This is a genomic window from Paenibacillus sp. MER 180, assembly GCF_023713665.1.
Classification (GTDB): Bacteria; Bacillota; Bacilli; order Paenibacillales; family Paenibacillaceae; genus Paenibacillus_B; species Paenibacillus_B suaedae.
Genome location: NZ_JAMAVT010000009.1, coordinates 202,459 through 220,590 on the forward strand (window position 1 = coordinate 202,459; position 18,132 = coordinate 220,590).

The 18,132-nt window shown below is 47.6% G+C and carries 18 protein-coding genes; all 18 read right to left on the minus strand.

What is annotated here, in order from left to right:
• Positions 1 to 58: 58 nt before the first annotated feature.
• Complete coding sequence (flgG, locus tag M3661_RS16430) at positions 59 to 880, minus strand: flagellar basal body rod protein FlgG (protein WP_021262460.1); 822 nt, start codon at positions 878 to 880, stop codon at positions 59 to 61.
• 141 nt (positions 881 to 1,021) lie between these two features.
• The gene (locus M3661_RS16435) at positions 1,022 to 1,420 is read right to left on the minus strand and encodes a TIGR02530 family flagellar biosynthesis protein (protein WP_065291895.1); all 399 of its coding nucleotides are present in this window, start codon (positions 1,418 to 1,420) and stop codon (positions 1,022 to 1,024) included.
• Complete coding sequence (locus tag M3661_RS16440) at positions 1,417 to 1,956, minus strand: flagellar hook capping FlgD N-terminal domain-containing protein (protein ID WP_251486749.1); 540 nt, start codon at positions 1,954 to 1,956, stop codon at positions 1,417 to 1,419. The genes M3661_RS16435 and M3661_RS16440 overlap by 4 nt, the downstream gene beginning before the upstream one ends.
• A gap of 47 nt (positions 1,957 to 2,003) precedes the next feature.
• A complete protein-coding gene (locus M3661_RS16445) occupies positions 2,004 to 3,323 on the minus strand; it encodes a flagellar hook-length control protein FliK (RefSeq protein WP_251486751.1) in 1,320 nt (439 codons plus the stop codon).
• Between the two features lie 27 nt (positions 3,324 to 3,350).
• Complete coding sequence (locus M3661_RS16450) at positions 3,351 to 4,259, minus strand: MotE family protein (protein WP_065291910.1); 909 nt, start codon at positions 4,257 to 4,259, stop codon at positions 3,351 to 3,353.
• 54 nt (positions 4,260 to 4,313) lie between these two features.
• Positions 4,314 to 4,760: a flagellar export protein FliJ gene (fliJ, locus tag M3661_RS16455; protein WP_065291897.1), complete on the minus strand. Its 447-nt coding sequence runs from the start codon at positions 4,758 to 4,760 to the stop codon at positions 4,314 to 4,316.
• A 7-nt stretch (positions 4,761 to 4,767) separates the two neighbouring features.
• Positions 4,768 to 6,096 carry a flagellar protein export ATPase FliI gene (gene fliI / locus M3661_RS16460; RefSeq protein ID WP_021256554.1) on the minus strand — a complete coding sequence of 443 codons (1,329 nt, stop codon included), beginning with the start codon at positions 6,094 to 6,096 and terminating at the stop codon, positions 4,768 to 4,770.
• Positions 6,086 to 6,931 (minus strand): FliH/SctL family protein, encoded by an 846-nt coding sequence (locus tag M3661_RS16465; protein WP_065291898.1) that lies wholly within the window; start codon positions 6,929 to 6,931, stop codon positions 6,086 to 6,088. The genes fliI and M3661_RS16465 overlap by 11 nt, the downstream gene beginning before the upstream one ends.
• Positions 6,924 to 7,931 (minus strand): flagellar motor switch protein FliG, encoded by a 1,008-nt coding sequence (gene fliG, locus M3661_RS16470; RefSeq protein WP_005550597.1) that lies wholly within the window; start codon positions 7,929 to 7,931, stop codon positions 6,924 to 6,926. The genes M3661_RS16465 and fliG overlap by 8 nt, the downstream gene beginning before the upstream one ends.
• Before the next feature lie 5 nt (positions 7,932 to 7,936).
• Complete coding sequence (fliF, locus tag M3661_RS16475; protein WP_021256556.1) at positions 7,937 to 9,523, minus strand: flagellar basal-body MS-ring/collar protein FliF; 1,587 nt, start codon at positions 9,521 to 9,523, stop codon at positions 7,937 to 7,939.
• 40 nt (positions 9,524 to 9,563) lie between these two features.
• The gene (fliE, locus tag M3661_RS16480; RefSeq protein WP_021256557.1) at positions 9,564 to 9,878 is read right to left on the minus strand and encodes a flagellar hook-basal body complex protein FliE; all 315 of its coding nucleotides are present in this window, start codon (positions 9,876 to 9,878) and stop codon (positions 9,564 to 9,566) included.
• Positions 9,879 to 9,933: 55 nt separating this feature from the next.
• Complete coding sequence (gene flgC, locus M3661_RS16485; protein ID WP_021256558.1) at positions 9,934 to 10,386, minus strand: flagellar basal body rod protein FlgC; 453 nt, start codon at positions 10,384 to 10,386, stop codon at positions 9,934 to 9,936.
• Between the two features lie 9 nt (positions 10,387 to 10,395).
• On the minus strand, positions 10,396 to 10,800 hold the full coding sequence (gene flgB / locus M3661_RS16490) for a flagellar basal body rod protein FlgB (protein ID WP_021256559.1): 405 nt from the start codon (positions 10,798 to 10,800) through the stop codon (positions 10,396 to 10,398).
• A 332-nt stretch (positions 10,801 to 11,132) separates the two neighbouring features.
• Positions 11,133 to 12,536 carry an ATP-dependent protease ATPase subunit HslU gene (hslU, locus tag M3661_RS16495; RefSeq protein ID WP_065291899.1) on the minus strand — a complete coding sequence of 468 codons (1,404 nt, stop codon included), beginning with the start codon at positions 12,534 to 12,536 and terminating at the stop codon, positions 11,133 to 11,135.
• A 33-nt stretch (positions 12,537 to 12,569) separates the two neighbouring features.
• Positions 12,570 to 13,112, minus strand: a complete 543-nt coding sequence (gene hslV, locus M3661_RS16500; protein WP_251486753.1) for an ATP-dependent protease subunit HslV — start codon at positions 13,110 to 13,112, stop codon at positions 12,570 to 12,572.
• 81 nt (positions 13,113 to 13,193) lie between these two features.
• Positions 13,194 to 14,519 carry an FADH(2)-oxidizing methylenetetrahydrofolate--tRNA-(uracil(54)-C(5))-methyltransferase TrmFO gene (gene trmFO, locus M3661_RS16505; RefSeq protein ID WP_021262471.1) on the minus strand — a complete coding sequence of 442 codons (1,326 nt, stop codon included), beginning with the start codon at positions 14,517 to 14,519 and terminating at the stop codon, positions 13,194 to 13,196.
• 193 nt (positions 14,520 to 14,712) lie between these two features.
• A complete protein-coding gene (topA, locus tag M3661_RS16510) occupies positions 14,713 to 16,806 on the minus strand; it encodes a type I DNA topoisomerase (protein ID WP_028531204.1) in 2,094 nt (697 codons plus the stop codon).
• 32 nt (positions 16,807 to 16,838) lie between these two features.
• On the minus strand, positions 16,839 to 17,954 hold the full coding sequence (gene dprA / locus M3661_RS16515) for a DNA-processing protein DprA (RefSeq protein WP_251486754.1): 1,116 nt from the start codon (positions 17,952 to 17,954) through the stop codon (positions 16,839 to 16,841).
• Positions 17,955 to 18,132 lie beyond the last annotated feature (178 nt).

Here is an 18,132-nt window from a genome sequence, read left to right on the forward strand (position 1 = left end):
AGACTGGGGATTATGCCCCCACAGCCTGCGGGATTAAGGAAGCAGGATTACCTACCGCTTATCGCTTCAAGTTAACAACCTCTTGCAGCACTTCATCGGAAGTTGTGATGATGCGAGAGTTCGCTTGGAAGCCGCGTTGCGCAACGATCATTTCGGTAAATTCAGAAGTCAAATCAACGTTCGACATTTCCAGCTGTCCGGAAATGATCGCGCCTGTACCAGCTTCTGGACTGTTTGCTTCCGACAATTCATCAAGAGCGCCGCCCTCAATCGCATTCGGAGTCAATCGGTACAAGTTGCCTCCCACCTTCTCCAAGCCTTCTGGATTCGGGATCTTCGCAACACCAATTTTGATGCCTGTTGCTTCAGTCGTACCATCATCTCTCTTCGCGATAATTTCGCCATTTTGTGCAATAGTGAAGGCAACGATCTCTTCATCCAATTGAATTCCGCCACCGCCAGCGTCCAGCACTCGCAAACCATCGGAAGTTACCAATTGACGCATTGCATCGAGATGGAAATCACCAGCGCGAGTATAGAAGGTCGCACCATCATCACCCATTTTTACTGCAAAGAATCCATCTCCATCAATGCGCAAATCGAGCGGACGGTTCGTCGTCATCGCACTGCCGCCTGTATGCACATTGTCTATGGAAGCAACAACAGCACCAAGTCCGATCTGCTTAGCATTGACGCCCCCCATACCACCATCGCCTGGTGCAGTCGTTCCTGATACCGTTTGGCTCATAATATCCTTAAAGGTTACGCGTCCAGCCTTGAAGCCTGCTGTATTTACGTTCGCAATGTTATTGCCGATTACATCTAGCTTCGTCTGAAAGCCGCGCATTCCGGATACACCAGAGTACATGGATCGAATCATTCTTTTTACCTCCGACTATTCGTTATTCCGCTCACTTCTGTCGTTCCATGAGCGATGGCCTCCTTAACGGTCCAGCCATTTCATACCGTGCCCTGCCATTTACACATTTCTCAACCTCATCAATGTAACTGCCAATGAACATTAATTCATAAGGACGGCACTGTCTATTTGCGTAAAGATGTGATCCTGCTGAGAAGCTTCATCCAGAGCCGTGATTACCGTTCGAGAGTGAACATTCACAATGAACGCCTGCTTGTTAACAACAACCAGTGATTGCTTAGCTCCTTTGGATTCCGCTTGTGAAATAGCCTGCTTCATCTTTTGCATCAAATCCGGTGTCATGGACATCCCGCGCTCTTTCATCCGAAGTTGCGCATGGTGACTGAACCGTACGTCTTCCTGCTTATGCAGCTCTTGATTCAGCAGCTGCTGAAACTGGAGGGCAGCGCTTGTCTTTCCGCTTGATGTCGCCCTCGATAAAGAACTTGTCTGTACAGGACGAATTGGCGGCAAATGCCCTAGTGAGCCTTGGATATTCATGAATTGCCGTCCACGGCTTGTTCCGGCTTGCTTGTCGCATTCCCATCCTCTTGTCCGCTTGAAGGCATGCGAATTTCAGAAATGTACTTCATTTCGACTTCGTCCTTGCCTACTTTGGCGTACATCTGATTGTCACGAACTAGAATGGAATCCACGATTCCCGTCTTGATTTGGGTTGTGCTTTCCTTACCGTCCGTACTTGCCGCATCTTTCTGCTGAATCCATGTAATCTCCTTGCCGATCATATTGGAGGACATTCCGAGTGTCTGCTGCATCGTGTTCATCTGCGTCGAAATGTTCATTAATTGTTCGACAGAGCTAAATTGCGCCATTTGTGCGATAAAATCACGATCTTGCATGGGCTGCATTGGATCCTGATTTTGCAATTGCGTGATCAGAATTTTAAGAAATTCATCCTTCCCGAGCTTCTTCTCTTCCACACGACCGGCCAACGCCATATTGTCCTTGTGATAGTTCGGGAAAGTCACGACCTTCTGGAAGTTATTGCTCTTTACATTATTAACTTCTCCTGGCACTTCCGCCCCTCCCTTCTCCTTGCTTGCTACTACCAAATACGCATCAATTATACAGATGCTGAGAAGGTGGATTGACCATGAGCACGCAGTGCTTCCTTCACCTGCTCTTCGTCCTGCTTCAGTGCTGCTGTATCTTCAATAGCTGCTGAACGCTGCTTCGATTGACGCTCCGATGATTGTTGACGATTGGCATTGGATTGCCGCTGTTCCTGGAACATCGATGAAGCCATTGACGAAGATGGCTGCTGGGCAACTTCAATCTTCTCAACTTGAATGCCCTGCGTCTGTAATGCTCCTCGAAGCATTGACATCTGCTGTTCCAGCATCTCTTTCGCTATTCCATGCTCCGTCATAAAGCGAGCTGTCAATTGTCCGTTATGTATTGTCAAGCGAATATCGACCTGCCCCAAATGCTCAGGGTACAACGATATTTTCGCTTCTGATACTGGACCCAGCTTGCTAAAGCGAAGCTGCTTCACGATGAAGCCGGACATTTCATCCGCAAATCGATCCGCATGAACAACAGGTGTAGATTTCGTTGTATTCAATCCTTCCTGTCTCATCACCCATTGACCTGCCAGCATGACCTGCTGCGTTGGCTGAGCTTCTGTGCTATCAATCGTAGTCGATTCTACAACCGCTCCTGCCGCAGCTGAAGTAGCTGCCGGACGAAGCAGTGTGTTTAATTCAGTAAGCTTCTTCATAGCACCAAGCACTTGTCCCGCTTCTTGATCATTACCACTTGTCAATGCCGCCTGATTCGATCCACTGCCGTTAAGAAGACGCATCAGTTCTTGAGATCCAGCTGCATCAGTTTCAAGCCCATCCCCCTTCGATTGAAGGGCAGCACGCAGCATATGTGCGAAGTTATTCGATTCCCCCGTGCCTTTTGGAGCATCCAAGTACGACGCTAACTGAGCCATAATATCGCGCACTGCAATGGTGATTGTCTCAGGCTGTGCAATCAGATTTTGAAATTGTACGGAATCGCCTTGCTGCCCTGGCTGCTGTTCTTGCAGCCACTGATGAGCTTGCATTAGCCATTGCTGCAGCGCAGCCATAAGAGCAGGGTCCGGATCTGCTGCAAGCTGCTCATCCAGCTGCTTTAGCGGGTCATCGAACCATTGCCCAATCGCCTCAGTCAATGATTCCTCTCCTTCCGAACCCAGTGATGCCAATATTTCATTTGCTGACATCATTGAACCGAGTGATGAGGACATCAATGCGTCTCCTTCTGCTCCAGCACCGCTCATGCACTGAGCAAGTGTAGCCCAGAAACCAGAAGCTCCTGTATCGCCTTTCGATTGAACTCCACCGAAAAACGATGCCGCATTACCAGCAGATACGTTCGTAATCGTTCCTGACATGTTTTCACCTCCTTCCGTTACATACGGTTATTGGTTCGGCAATAATTTGGCAACTAACTTAGCTGTCTTCGTCTTGTCTATGTCTGTCATGGCATTAATCAATTTCGAGCGTGTCGCATCGTCAACCGAACTCAGTACTGTCAGTGCTTTGTCCGGATTTATTTTCGCAGTTTCAAGCAGGAAGCTTGCTCCGCTCTTCGGTGTCATGCTCGAGAACGTTTTACTGAGCTGAGAACGATCCAGCCCTGTTTGCGCCTCTTTGCTGTTCTCGTTTTTCTTGAGTCTCGCTTGCAGCGCGCGAATTTCCAAATTGTCGGACGGCTTAATATCCTTCAACATCATGGATGCTTCAGCTGCCACCTTGGGATTCATCTTCTCGAGAACTTTGACCCGGTTGTCTTGTTTCATTGCATTCAGTACGAGCACAATCTCTTCCGTTGCCATATTCTCTAAGATCGGAGCTGCTTTACTCGGCATCATCTTGGCATACACGTTCGCCAAATCCTTAATTTGACGATCATATTGCTCTTGATTCGCTTGCTGCTCCTGATGATTGCTTTTCAGACTTTGAAGCTGGTGCTTCAACTCAGAAACTTCCCCCTCAAGACTTTTCCGTTTGTCGGCCAAGACTCGCAAATCCTGATCTTTAGAAGCAAGCAGCGCCTTTAATTCTGTAATTTGTTCAGATTGCGCCTTGGTTTCTTCCTTCTGTGCCTTCTTTTCTTCCTTCGCTTTATCCTTCGGAGCTTCCTCTGGAGTCACCCACTTGTTCACGATAGGAATCTCACTGGCAATCGACACGAGCTGGCTGCGCCAATTCGCATTAAAGAGTGTCAACAACACACCGATTAAAATAATCGCAAAAATGATTGGTGTCACAAAGAACAAAAAACGCTCAAAACCTGAATAATTGCTTTCTTTTTCTTCTGTCATCATCTCTGACACTGCTATCCCTCCTGCTTGTGCGGCGGGTTCGAACCGGTATCCATGTTAGCGGGCGGCCATGTGATAGCGGACCGTTGCGAGCTCGTCCATCTCACTTTGCTCCCACAATGCCATCTGCCGCTTGAACTCCTCTTCTGCTTTTTCACGGGCTTTGGTCCATACCTTTTCATCCGTCATTCGTTCTGCAAGCTCACCCTGCTTGTCCTGAACATGGATTTCTGCTGACCGTACCCGTGTCCTCGCATGTTGGATTTGCTGTTCCACATGGGAGATGTACTGCTGCCAAGCTTGAACTTCAGCTGCTGGCGCACAGCTGTCCACACTATGCTGCAGCTGCTGCCTTGCTGTCTCGAATTCTCGAAGACATTCTTGCAGGCTGTTCTCTTCCGCATGCAGATGTCCAACAGCCTCTGACAGCATCCATTCCGCTTGTTTCTTCTCATTCGTCCTCAGATCCAGAACCTTCTGGAATGAATAATGAAAAGCTCGCACTGCTCATTCAACTCCCTGGAAATTGCATCATTAATTGTTCCACCGTATCCTCATAGGAAGCTTCCTCTTCAATACGCTGCTTTGTAAAGGTTTCGATCTGCTCGATATAGGCAATCGCTTCATCGATAGCAGGATTGCTGCCTTGCTGATAAGCGCCGATGTTAATCAAATCTTCCGATTCACGGTAGACTGCCAGCAGCCGCTTCAACTGCTCTGCTGACAATTGGTGATCCTTCGGCACAATATCCTTCATAACCCGACTGACGCTGGCCAATATATCAATTGCAGGAAAATGTCCCTTATTGGCGATGTTCCGGTTCAATACAATGTGTCCATCCAGTATCCCCCGAACCGCATCGGCAATTGGTTCGTTCATATCGTCACCATCTACTAAAACCGTATAGAACGCAGTAATTGAACCGCTTGTTCCCGTTCCTGAACGCTCCAGCAGCTTCGGTAAGCTTGCAAACACGGACGGTGTATAACCGCGTGTCGCCGGAGGCTCCCCAACGGCAAGTCCAACCTCACGCATTGCCATTGCATAACGAGTTACTGAATCCATCATCAGCATCACATTCATCCCACGATCTCGGAAATACTCTGCTATCGTTGTCGCAATAAGCGCGCCCTTAATCCGAACGAGCGCAGGCTGATCCGAGGTTGCAACAATAACAACCGAACGAGCAAGCCCTTCAGGCCCTAAATCCCGTTCGATAAATTCGAGCACCTCGCGTCCGCGTTCCCCAATCAGGGCGATGACGTTTACATCCGCATCTGTATTACGTGCAATCATGCCAAGAAGTGTACTCTTCCCGACACCAGATCCGGCAAAAATACCAACCCGCTGCCCGTTTCCAATCGTTAGCAAACCATCAATTGCCCTTACTCCTACTCCAATCGGTTCGCTTACACGCTGACGCTTAAGCGGGTTGGACGGAATATTATTTGTCGAATACTGCGACATTCGTGTCGGCAAGAAAGATCCGTCGAGCGGTCTTCCTAGCCCGTCTAACACCTTGCCAAGCAGTTCTGAGCCAACCGATACACTCAATGGCTTTCCTGTGCCTACAACATCACAGCCAGGGCCAATGGATTGCAGCTCGCCAAGCGGCATAAGAAGCACCTTATTGTCACGGAAGCCTACCACTTCCGCCATCAACGGCTCGCAGCCCTTCGTCGGGTAGATATAACATACTTCCCCAACACTTGCATCCGGCCCCTCAGATTCAACCATCAGCCCGATTACTTGCGTTACCTTACCATTAACACGAACTGGATCTATTTGCCGTAAATGATCCATATATTTATTCGCATTCCATTTGTAATTAAGCGCCATCGTCTATACGCTCCTCTTGCTGAATCGCCACCTGCAGAAGTGCCTTCTTGATTTCAGACAACTGTGTGTCTATGCGGGCGTCGATGCTTCCAAGGGATGACCGTACAACACAACCTCCATCGTTCACGCTTGTATCTGGAATAATCTCCAGTTCTGCTTGAGAGTCTATTGCAAATCCAAGCTCCTCACGTGCTGCATGGACGAAGGAGAACTGCTCAGGCGACACACACAGTGTAATTGTGCCGCTCTCACGCTTGCGGGCAAGTGTTCTTCGAGCGATTTCGAGTATAATGTCCGGATCAACCGTGAGCTGCTGCTGAATGACCTTCTCAGCAACGGCACAGCTAAGCGTAACGACGAAAGGCTCCGCCTCCTGGAGGATTTGCTCTTTGGCCTGATACGCTTGCTGCAAAACGGCTTGAGCTTCAGCAATCTTGCGCTCATATGCCTGCTGTATTTCCTGCTCCGCTTGTGCCATCCCTTGCTGATAGCCTTCGTCATATCCTTGCTGCTTCAATGACTCGACAAGCTGCTCATCTTGTTCTCTTCGCTCTGTCCACCAGGCATCGATCTGTTCACGAGTTTCGCTTAACATCGTCTCAGCCTCGTCTGCTGCATTGCGTACATGCTCTTCAGCGAACGATTCTGCATCATCGAGAATGGACTGCCGCAAACTTGCAAGCTGCTCATCCTTATTCAAGACATGTTCCGCAGTCAACGGCTCAGCTTGTTCTTCTACCGGTGCCGCGTCCTGTCTGAGATGGCGGCGCACCGCCTCCAGCATTCTCAGCTGCTCGACAGGAACATACTCGGTTGATTTGATGACATTAGACAACGATATCATCTCCTCCGCCGCGAGCGATGATCACTTCACCCGCTTCTTCTAAGCGACGGATAGTCGACACGATTCGAGTCTGTGCTTCTTCCACATCACGAAGCCGTACAGGCCCCATAAATTCCATTTCTTCCTTGAATGTATCCGCCATACGCTTGGACATATTCCGGAATATCGACTCGCGTACTTCTTCGCTTGCAACTTTGAGTGCGAGCTGCAAATCGCTGTTGTCGATGTCGCGGATAATGCGTTGAATCGAACGGTTGTCGATATTGACGATATCCTCGAATACGAACATTCTCTTTTTGATTTCTTCGGCCAATTCCGGATCCTGAATTTCGAGAGAGTCCAGAATCGTCCGCTCTGTTCCTCGATCGACACCATTCAAGATATTGACGATCGATTCGATGCCGCCTGCGCTTGTGTAATCTTGGGTAACCGTCGACGAAAGCTTCTGTTCAAGCACCTGCTCCACCTGACTAATAACTTCCGGCGAAGTGCTGTCCATCAACGCAACTCTTCTCGCCACCTCTGCCTGCTTCTCAGGAGGAAGCGAGGATAGGATGACCGAAGCTTGTTCGGTCTGCAAGTAAGAGAGAACCAGCGCAATCGTTTGAACATTCTCGTTCTGTATAAAGTTGAAGATCTGCTGTGCGTCTGCCTTGCGTGCGAAGTCAAACGGTCTCACCTGCAGCGTTGCTGTCAGGCGATTAATAATATCCAGCGCCTTCTGCTGTCCGAGTGCCTTCTCCAAAATTTCTTTTGCGTATGTAATACCGCCTTGCGATATATATTCCTGTGCTAGGCAAATTTGGTGAAATTCGCTCATTACCGCTTCTTTTTCCGCTGCATCTACTTTGCGGACATTTGCAATTTCGAGCGTAAGCTGCTCAATTTCTTCATCCCTAAGATGCTTGAATATTTGAGCTGACACTTCCGGCCCGAGCGTTATGAGCAAAATCGCCGCCTTCTGTCTGCCTGTTAATCCGCCTTTGACCATTCCGCTCACCTCGATTCCTCTACTAGCCATGTGCGCAGCAATTTAACAAATTCATCCGGTTTCTTCTTCGCTAGCGATTCCAGCTGTTTGCGTACCTGATGCTCGCCAGTCAAATTCTCTAAGTCAATAGAAGGAAGTTCGAGTTGAGACGGACCAGACATTTCGGTCTCGTAATATTCTTCTTCCTCTTCTTGTCTTCGTTTGCGGACGACCGCGTAGGTAATTCCTCCTGCCACAGCTAGTAATCCAAGCGCACCCGCGCCATACCATACCCAGTTCGGAATCGACTGATTGTCCGACACGACTCCATCTTTAGAACCATTTTGAGTCATAACAGAAACTTTTTGCGTCAGATCAACGTCTGTATATGTAACACCTGAATCTCTCAATTGAGTAGCAACAATACTGCGCAGCACCTTTTCGACTTGCTGCACTCGATCTTGTTGCATTTGATCTGAGTCGATTGCTGCATGAATGGTTAAATCTTTAACAGCATATGGACTTGCTTCAATCGTGTTCGATATCCGATTCACATCGTAATTGGTCGTGCGTTGGGATTTCTCGGAGTTCGTCTCTCCGCCGTTAGATGCAGAAGGATAATTCGTTACTTCTCCATCGCCAACGCCAGCAACACCACTTTCAGGTGAACCTTTACCTGTATGGGATTCCTGCATTTCCTGTACGCTAATTTCAATTCCTTTCATCTCTTCCTTATTTACAGGCTCGACAAGATCTTCTTTCTTGTGGATTTTGTCGAAATTCAATTTGGCAGAGACAAGGATATGAACCTTGTCAGCCGGAAATTGGCCATTAAGGAACTGCTGAACGGTCATGCGAATATCGTTTTCATACTTACGCTGAATTTTGAGTTGCTCATCGACTTCACCGAGCGCGTTTTTGCCATTACCGCCGACTGAACCCGAAGCGAAGAACATACTTTCATTGCTAGAAATCGTAATATTTTCAATCGGCAAATGCGGCACAGCTGTCTTCACCAAATTGAAATATCCATCAACTTCTGCCTGGTTCGGCTGATAGCCGCCTTTAAAGCTAAGCACGATGGATGCCGATGCTTGTTCTTGATCCGGTGTAGCAAATACTGTCTCTTTAGGCAAATTGACGATTACTTTTGCATCCTGAACGCCTTGCATTTGACGCAGTAACCGTTCGACTTCTCCGTTCAATGCGTTCTTATAACGCACGTCAAATACATTGTCGGTCATTCCGCTCATTAGCCCGTCAGCGCCGAATGATTCGAAGCCGATCGAGCCATTCTTCACAATCCCTTGCGCACCAACATCCACCTTAACTTTTGCAGCTGAGGTGCTTGGGACGGATATTTGGCTTCCATTGGAACTTAATTGATACGGAATGTTGTTTGAATTTAGATACTCAATGATGCCAGCCGCATCATTTGCGTTCAAATCGCGAAATGCGAGTTCATACTCGGTTTTCGAAAATAAATACGTCATGATAACTGCAGCTACGAGTACAAGGCCAATTGTCGACAACAGCAATGCCTTTTGTTTCTTGCTGAATTGATTCCAATATCGAGACGCTTTATCACGATATTGGGTCACTTTTTCATTCACTTCACGTCACCCCACCCAAACTATGTAAGACATCACGCTGTTATAACTGCATGCGCATAATATCCTGATACGCTTCAACGACCTTATTGCGCACTTGAGTAGTCAGCTGCATGCCGAGTAGCGCACGCTCTGAGGCGATCATGAGTTGATCGACATCAACTTCACCCAGTATAAACTTGTCATTCATCGTCTGGACTTGCTGCTCTTGTCCTTCAAGTTGCTGGAGTGCATCTGCAAAGAAAGTGCCGAAAGACTTTGTCACTTCTGCTGGTGAATTCTGCTTCAGCCCTGCTGCGGCCGTAGAAGACGTGGCCGGCTGAGCCATATGTATTGGGAGCATTGTATTCTGAATCACTCTTTCCCCTCCTTATCCGAATGGTTCGGCAGATTTTTGTCGAAAAATAGCGAAATTATCCCTTGCCGATCTCGAGCGCCTTCATAACCATCGATTTGGAAGCATTTAGTGCTGTTACATTCGCCTCATATGATCGAGTTGCTGAGATCATATCGACCATTTCCTTCGCTATGTCGACGTTAGGCATCGTTACATAACCATTCTCATCTGCATCCGGATGTGTCGGATTGTATGCGATCTTGAAGGCCGAATTATCCGCTTTAATTTGGGATACCTTAACCCCTCTTGATGTCGGCTCACCCTTCATCGCAGCTTCAAAGGATTGTTGAAAAGTCGGCTCTGTCGGTGACATGACGACAACCTTGCGAGTGTACGGTACGAACTTCCCGTTCACATACTGTGCACGCGTCGTCTCCGCATTCGCGATATTGGAGGAGATGACATCCATGCGCAATCTTTGAGCGGTTAAACCGGACGAGCTAATTTGAAAACTGTTGCTAATCTTCATAACTATCGATTACCTCCTAACATCCATTGATGTTCGCATCATATTAATATGATGGTTAAGCTGCTGTATAAAGGTGTTGTAGCGCAACTGGTTTTCCGCCTGCATCGTCATTTCCCGATCCATGTCGACGTTGTTGCGATTATTGCCCATCACGGTAGCTTGGTCGCGAATCACCTGCATGGACGGCGTTGATTGAGAAGGCCCAATATAAAAGTGCTTTTCATTCGTTCGGCGACCTACCAGAGACCCGCCCTCCATCTGATCTCTCAGGAGAGATTCAAATTGCACTTCCGAACGCTTAAAATATGGCGTATCGACATTCGCAATATTATTTGAAATCGCATTCTGCCTCGCTACAGAAGTTTGAATGGCACCTTCCAGGCGCGACATATGAACGCCATTCAATAGATCCACAATAACCCCTCCTTTTCGTTGTTTAAAATTTTGACTATATTACTATACCATTTACTTTGACGTTTCTCCTTCTTTTTTTCGACAAAATATTTGTTTTTGTGCATAAGTCGAAGGACGCATGTGCATGATTCGCGATTATTCATTCAATTTGTTAATTTTATGACAGAAGAAGATAATTAACGCCATACCTATCATCTTAAACTTTGGGTTATAACACAATAAGAAAAAAGCCCTATCTTTCGTCCGAAAGTCAGGGCTTTTTCTAAATAGTTTGTCGAACATTTTGACTGGTCTATATCTCAATAACAATTGTCACACTTTGTCGGATTATACTACAATATATATTGGCTCAAGTCCCGGTTCTGAGAAATATCTGCTAGTTTTTCACGTACATATTCCGGTGTAATCTGAAATGTCTCCAATGTCAGCTCTGGCGCCTCGAAAGACAAGTCTTCGAGCAGCTTCTCCATGATCGTATGAAGGCGTCTTGCCCCGATATTCTCCATGTTCTGATTCACCGTTGCAGCAATATTGGCAATCTCCCGGATTGCTTCATCCGAAAATTGTATTTCAATATTCTCTGTCTTCAATAATTCGACATATTGCTTCGTCAATGCGTTTTTCGGCTCCGTCAAGATGGACACGAAGTCATCCAGCGACAGATTGTTCAATTCGACACGAATCGGGAATCGTCCCTGCAATTCGGGAATAAGATCAGACGGCTTGGCGATATGGAAGGCACCTGCTGAAATAAACAACACATAGTCTGTTTTTACAGGCCCATACTTGGTCATAATGGTTGAGCCTTCTACGATCGGCAGAATGTCTCGCTGTACCCCTTCTCTGGATACATCCGGGCCAGAACCTCCCCGTCCGCTGGAAGCAATCTTGTCGATCTCATCAATGAAGATGATGCCGGATTGCTCTGCACGTCGAATGGACTCCTGAGTAACATCGTCCATATCAATTAACTTACCCGCTTCTTCTTGTGTTAAAACTTTGCGTGCTTCCTTAATCGTCAGCTTGCGCTTCTTCATGCGCTTAGGCAGCAGATTACCGAACATCTCCTGCATGTTCATGCCCATCTGCTCATTACCTTGGCCAGACAGGAAATCAAGCATGCTCGGTGTATTCTCTTCCACGTCGATTTCAATCATATCGTTCTCGAGCTGCCCAGACAACAATTCGAAACGTACTTTGCGGCGCTTCTCTTGGATGCCCGGGTCTGGCTCTTTCTCAGGAGATGACTGTTCCTGGTTGTTGTTCTGGCCGAAAAACATCTCAAACGGGTTACGGCCATTCTTATTCGATTGAGGTGTAGGCACTAGCAATTCAACAATACGCTCGTTTGCCATTTCCTCTGCTTTGTCCTTCACCTTCTCTGTACGCTCCAGCTTCACCATTCGAATCGAGGTTTCTACAAGATCTCGAACCATGGATTCGACATCTCTACCGACATAACCTACTTCGGTGAATTTCGTCGCCTCCACTTTAACAAATGGCGCATGAACAAGCTTCGCCAGGCGACGGGCAATTTCCGTCTTACCCACACCTGTAGGCCCGATCATTAAGATATTTTTCGGAACGATCTCATCTTGGATGCTCTCATCAAGCAGTCCACGGCGATATCGGTTGCGCAGTGCAATCGCAACGGCACGTTTCGCATTCTTCTGACCAACAATATACTTATCCAATTCAGTAACGATTTGTCGCGGTGTCCACGCTTGCTGATTCATTACTATCCCTCCGCTCCGGCTGCCATACGGCTACTAAATTTGTTCAACCACAATATTGTCATTCGTATATACACAGATTTCACTTGCAATCTGAAGTGAAGCTTCCGCCATTTCTTTGGCTGTCATATTCGGAGAATGTCGTTTCAAAGCGCGTCCAGCAGCGAGTGCAAATGATCCACCAGATCCGATTGCGATGACATCGTCATCAGGCTCAATAATCTCTCCTCCGCCCGAAATAAGCAGCATATGGGTCGCATCCATTACAATCATCAATGCTTCTAATTTGCGAAGCACACGATCTTGACGCCAGTCCTTCGCAAGTTCGACTGCTGCGCGCTGCAAATTGCCGTGATGCTCCTCCAGCTTGCCTTCGAACTTCTCGAACAATGTAATCGCATCCGCTACCGAACCTGCAAATCCAGCGACTACCTGACCGCGATATAAGCGTCGAACCTTGCGTGCGTGCTGCTTCATCACCATGTTGTTGCCGAAGGTCACCTGACCGTCGCCTGCAATCGCAGCTGCACCATTATGTCTTACCGCACAAATCGTTGTTGCATGAAATAAATATTCCACTCTACCAAGCCTCCTGCCTCATGAACGCGCAAAGGAACCAGACATGCACAAAACGGCCGCTGCTTCCTTACGCTTCACCAATTATTTGATGTGGATGCCATGCTCTTCCTGAAATGCACGCAGCGTATCAAGCGCACGATGTGCGATGGCTTCGTTCTTTTCTTTTTTGTTGCGAATACGAGTCTCCAGCGGCGGGAACAAGCCAAAGTTCGCATTCATAGGTTGGAAATGTTTAAAATCCGCGGTTGTAATGTAATTCGCCATACTTCCTAATGTCGTTTGCTGCGGCAATACAAGACATGAATTGCCCGCTGCATACCGTGCTGCATTCAGTCCTGCAATCAATCCCGATGCTGCAGATTCTACATAACCTTCTACCCCTGTCATCTGACCAGCAAAGAACAAGGATGGTCGGCCCTTGAATTGATAAGTTGGCTCAAGCAGCTTCGGTGAGTTAACGAACGTATTGCGGTGCATAACGCCATAACGTACAAATTCGGCTTGTTCCAAACCAGGGATCATGCGGAACACCCGCTTCTGTTCTCCCCATTTCAAGTGAGTCTGGAAACCGACCATGTTGTATAGTGTGCCTGCTGCATTATCCTGACGAAGCTGAATAACAGCATACGGCGTCTTGCCTGTATTCGGATCAACCAAACCTACTGGCTTCATTGGCCCGAACAGAGCTGTCTGCTTGCCGCGGCTCATCATTACCTCAATCGGCATGCAGCCCTCAAAGTAAACTTCCTTCTCGAATGTTTTCAGTTCAGCTTTCTCTGCTGTAATAATCGCCTCGTAGAACGCATTGAACTCTTCTTCATTCATTGGGCAATTCAAATATGCTGCTTCACCCTTATCATAACGAGAAGCCAAATATACCTTGTTCATATCGATTGTATCTTTATCAATGATAGGCGCCGCCGCATCGTAGAAGTAGAAGTACTCCTCACCCATCAATTCTTTAATACGTGCGGATAACGATTCGGATGTCAAAGGACCTGTCGCAATGACGGTAATACCATCTTCAGGAATATCCGCAACTTCCTCGTTGCGTACCTCAACTAGCGGATGCTCCTTCAGCGTGTTCGTAATCTCATCCGAGAAGCCTTCACGGTCAACCGCCAATGCTCCACCTGCTGGTACAGCATGTTTATCAGCTGCGCTCATGATCAATGAGTTCATGTAGCGCATTTCTTCCTTCAATACACCTACTGCATTGCTCAATCCATTTGCTCGCAGCGAGTTGCTGCACACCAGTTCAGCAAACCGTCCGCTATGGTGAGCTGGAGTCTGTTTGACAGGTCTCATTTCATATAGTGTGACAGGCACGCCTTGCTGTGCAATTTGCCATGCCGCCTCACTCCCCGCCAATCCTGCACCAATGACGGTTACTCTAGGCTGATTCATTTGTTGATATCCCCCTCAGTTGTATGCAAAAGCACTGATCGCGGCTCCTTGAATAAGCAGCCGCGATGCAGAGCTAACCTTTTATTATCGTAATTCAGACTGTAAACTTGTGAAGATAGCACGAGAATTACAGCAGCGAAGCCTGACATCCCACAGCATGGTCACGTTCATTTATGTGTATGCCAGCAGCTCCTTATTCATCATCTGAATCTTCTTGCACCTGCTCATTATGATCACAGCTTGTGCAGATTAGCTTCGTTCCTTGCTTGCTCCGTTTCTCAATCATCAAGCTTCCGCACGAAGGACAAGGCTTAGCAGAAGGGCGATCCCACATCACATTATCGCATTCTGGGTAGCGGTCGCATCCATAGAAGACACGTCCCTTCTTACTGCGGCGCTCAACGAGCTTGCCTTCGTGGCACTTCGGACAAGTAACACCGGTATCTTTTACAATCGGGCGTGTATTGCGGCAATCCGGGAAGCCTGAGCATGCCAGGAATTTACCGAACCGACCCATCTTGTATACAAAATGACGTCCGCATTTCTCACAAATCTCATCGGACACTTCATCCTCGATTTCGATTTCCTTCATTTCCTCTTCCGCTACAAGCAGTCGTTTCTCGAAGGATTCATAGAAATCCGCAAGTACCTTGACCCAATCCTGCTGCCCTTCACCGACATGGTCTAAATCCTCTTCCATGTGAGCGGTAAATTCGACATCCAAAATTTCTGGGAAGAACTCTTCCATGAGTTGAATGATCAGCTCGCCCAATTCTGTTGGGACAAACTTCTTCTCTTCAATCGCTACATATCCGCGCTTCTGAATTGTTTCCAGTGTTGGCGCGTATGTACTCGGCCGTCCGATTCCAAGCTCCTCTAGCGTCTTGACCAGTCGAGCTTCTGTATAACGCGGTGGCGGCTGTGTAAAATGCTGCTTCGGCTCAATCTGTTCGGTCTGCATGCTGTCTCCAACAGTGAGCGGTGGCAGAAACTTGTCATCCTCAACCGTGCCATCGTCGTTGCCCTCCACATACACCTTCATAAAGCCAGGGAAGCGGATTTTAGATCCGTTCGCACGGAACATCGTTTCTCCAACCTTAATATCTACGGTCATCGTATCCATAATGGCAGATGTCATCTGGCTTGCCACGAACCGTTCCCATACCAGCTTGTATAGGCGGAACTGATCCCGACTCAAGAAGGACTTCATCTCGTCAGGAGTTCGCATTATGGATGTAGGTCTGATCGCTTCATGCGCATCCTGCGCATTCGCATTTTTCTTCACATATTGACGCGGAGTCTCAGGCATATACTCATCGCCGTAATGACCCTTAATGAACTCTCCCGCTTCTTCCTGTGCTGTCTGGGAAATACGCGTAGAGTCCGTACGCATATACGTAATGAGACCTACCGTTCCCTCTTTGCCAAGGTCGACCCCTTCATATAATTGCTGTGCAACAGACATCGTCTTCGCCGCACGGAAATTCAATTTGCGGGCAGCCTCCTGCTGTAAGGAGCTTGTCGTAAACGGAGGCGAAGGATGACGTAGGCGCTCTCTCTCTTTCACTTCGCTGACGACAAATGAATTGCCCTTAATTGCTTGAAGAATTTCATTTACTTCAGCTTCGCTCGTAAGCTCTCTCTTCTCCCCATTGATACTGTAGAACTTCGCATCGAATGAAGACTTGCCCATGTTCAAGCGTGCTGTAATCGTCCAATACTCTTCCGGAATGAACGCGCTGATTTCATTTTCCCGGTCGATGATCAGTTTGACGGACACGGACTGTACGCGTCCGGCCGACAATCCTTTCTTCACCTTCTTCCACAAAAGCGGACTTATCTTATAACCGACCAAACGGTCAAGGATACGTCTCGCTTGCTGTGCATGAACGAGGTCCATATTGATTTGACGCGGGGTTTTGAACGCATCCTTCACCGCTTGCTTCGTAATTTCATTAAATACGACTCGGCAAGCTTCTGACTGATCCAATTCGAGAGCGTGTGCTAAATGCCAAGCAATCGCTTCTCCTTCACGATCGGGGTCAGCTGCGAGATACACTTTTTTTACTTTTTTCCGAGCATCCTTCAATTCTTTCAGGACGCTGCCTTTACCGCGAATCGTTATATACTTGGGTGCAAAATTGTCCTCGATCTCAACGCCAATTTGACTCTTCGGCAAATCGCGAACATGCCCCATTGATGCTTTCACTATATACTTGCTTCCTAAATACTTTCCAATTGTCTTGGCCTTCGCAGGTGACTCGACAATTACTAGTGAATCCGCCACAGGCGCATCCTCCTCTCCAGCATACTGCACTATCATTCCGAGCTATATACGGCCCCCGGGCCTTCTCGGATTCGTTTTTTTAATTGTAAGGATAACAAAACTTCATGGAGTTGCTCAAATGTCGAACTGCTGCGCTGCATTAAGTCATCGATTGTACTGTCTTGATCACAAATGAGCTTATAAATGCGCTTCTCTTCATCAGTTAGGGGTTGTTCCCCAATAGCGTCGACCGTTTCATTATTGTACGGCGAAGGGATTGTTGTCAACCAACCTTTGAATTCTTCCACAATATCACTAGCCGAACGAACTAATTTAGCCGAGCCTTCGTACAGCAATTTCAACGTCCCTGCCGACTTCGGAGATGTAATCGGACCAGGAACGGCAAATACTTCGCGATTCGACTCTAACGCCATGTCCGCCGTAATTAAGGCGCCACTGCGCAAATTGGCCTCTACAACAACTGTTCCCAGGGACAACCCCGCAATAATTCGATTCCGAAGTGGGAACATTCCCGGGTGCGTCTTCATGCCGAGCGGATACTCGGTAATGACAATTCCGTTCTCTACAATTCTTCCTGCCAAGCTTCGATTCTCGGGTGGATACACTCGGTCAAATGACGTCCCCATGACTGCAACCGTTCTGCCATACTTGAGAGCGCCTTCATGACTGGATGCATCTATCCCTCTCGCTAGCCCGCTAACCACATGCAGCCCTATATGTCCTAGCTGCTCCCCTAGTGTAGCTGCGACCTTCTTGCCATATGACGTAGGCGTTCGTGTACCTACGATACTAACGGAAGCTTCCCCGAGGCATTTCCAATCTCCTCTACCATATAACACCCAAGGATATTGAGGGATTTCCTTCAATAATAATGGGTAATGTTCATCAAGCGCCGTTATCCATTCAATGCCGCTGCGCTTCGTGAACTCAAGTCGCTGCTCGAGACGGTCGGAACGAAACTGTGCAGCTAGCTTGGCAGCCACATTCGGCTTCAATCCAGAATCCTGCCACTGTGAGGAAGGTCGATCCAACCAGCATGGCAGCCCCAATAGCCCTATTCTATCCATTAAATCACGAATAGTGTGCCATCCAATTCCTTCTGCTTCATGTAGTGCAAATAAAATTTGACGTTCAGTCCATCTGCTCATCGCATTCTTTCCCTTCATTAGAAAGCGCGAATCCGCTTCCCTTATTTTGCTTGAGATATTAACAGATTGCAAGTGTCAACCCATTGTTTTTGAAATTCATAGAACTTTAATTTGCTAACAAAATAAAAAAAAGCAACCTTTATACACGTTTCCGTGCAATAAAGGTTGCTTACCTTTT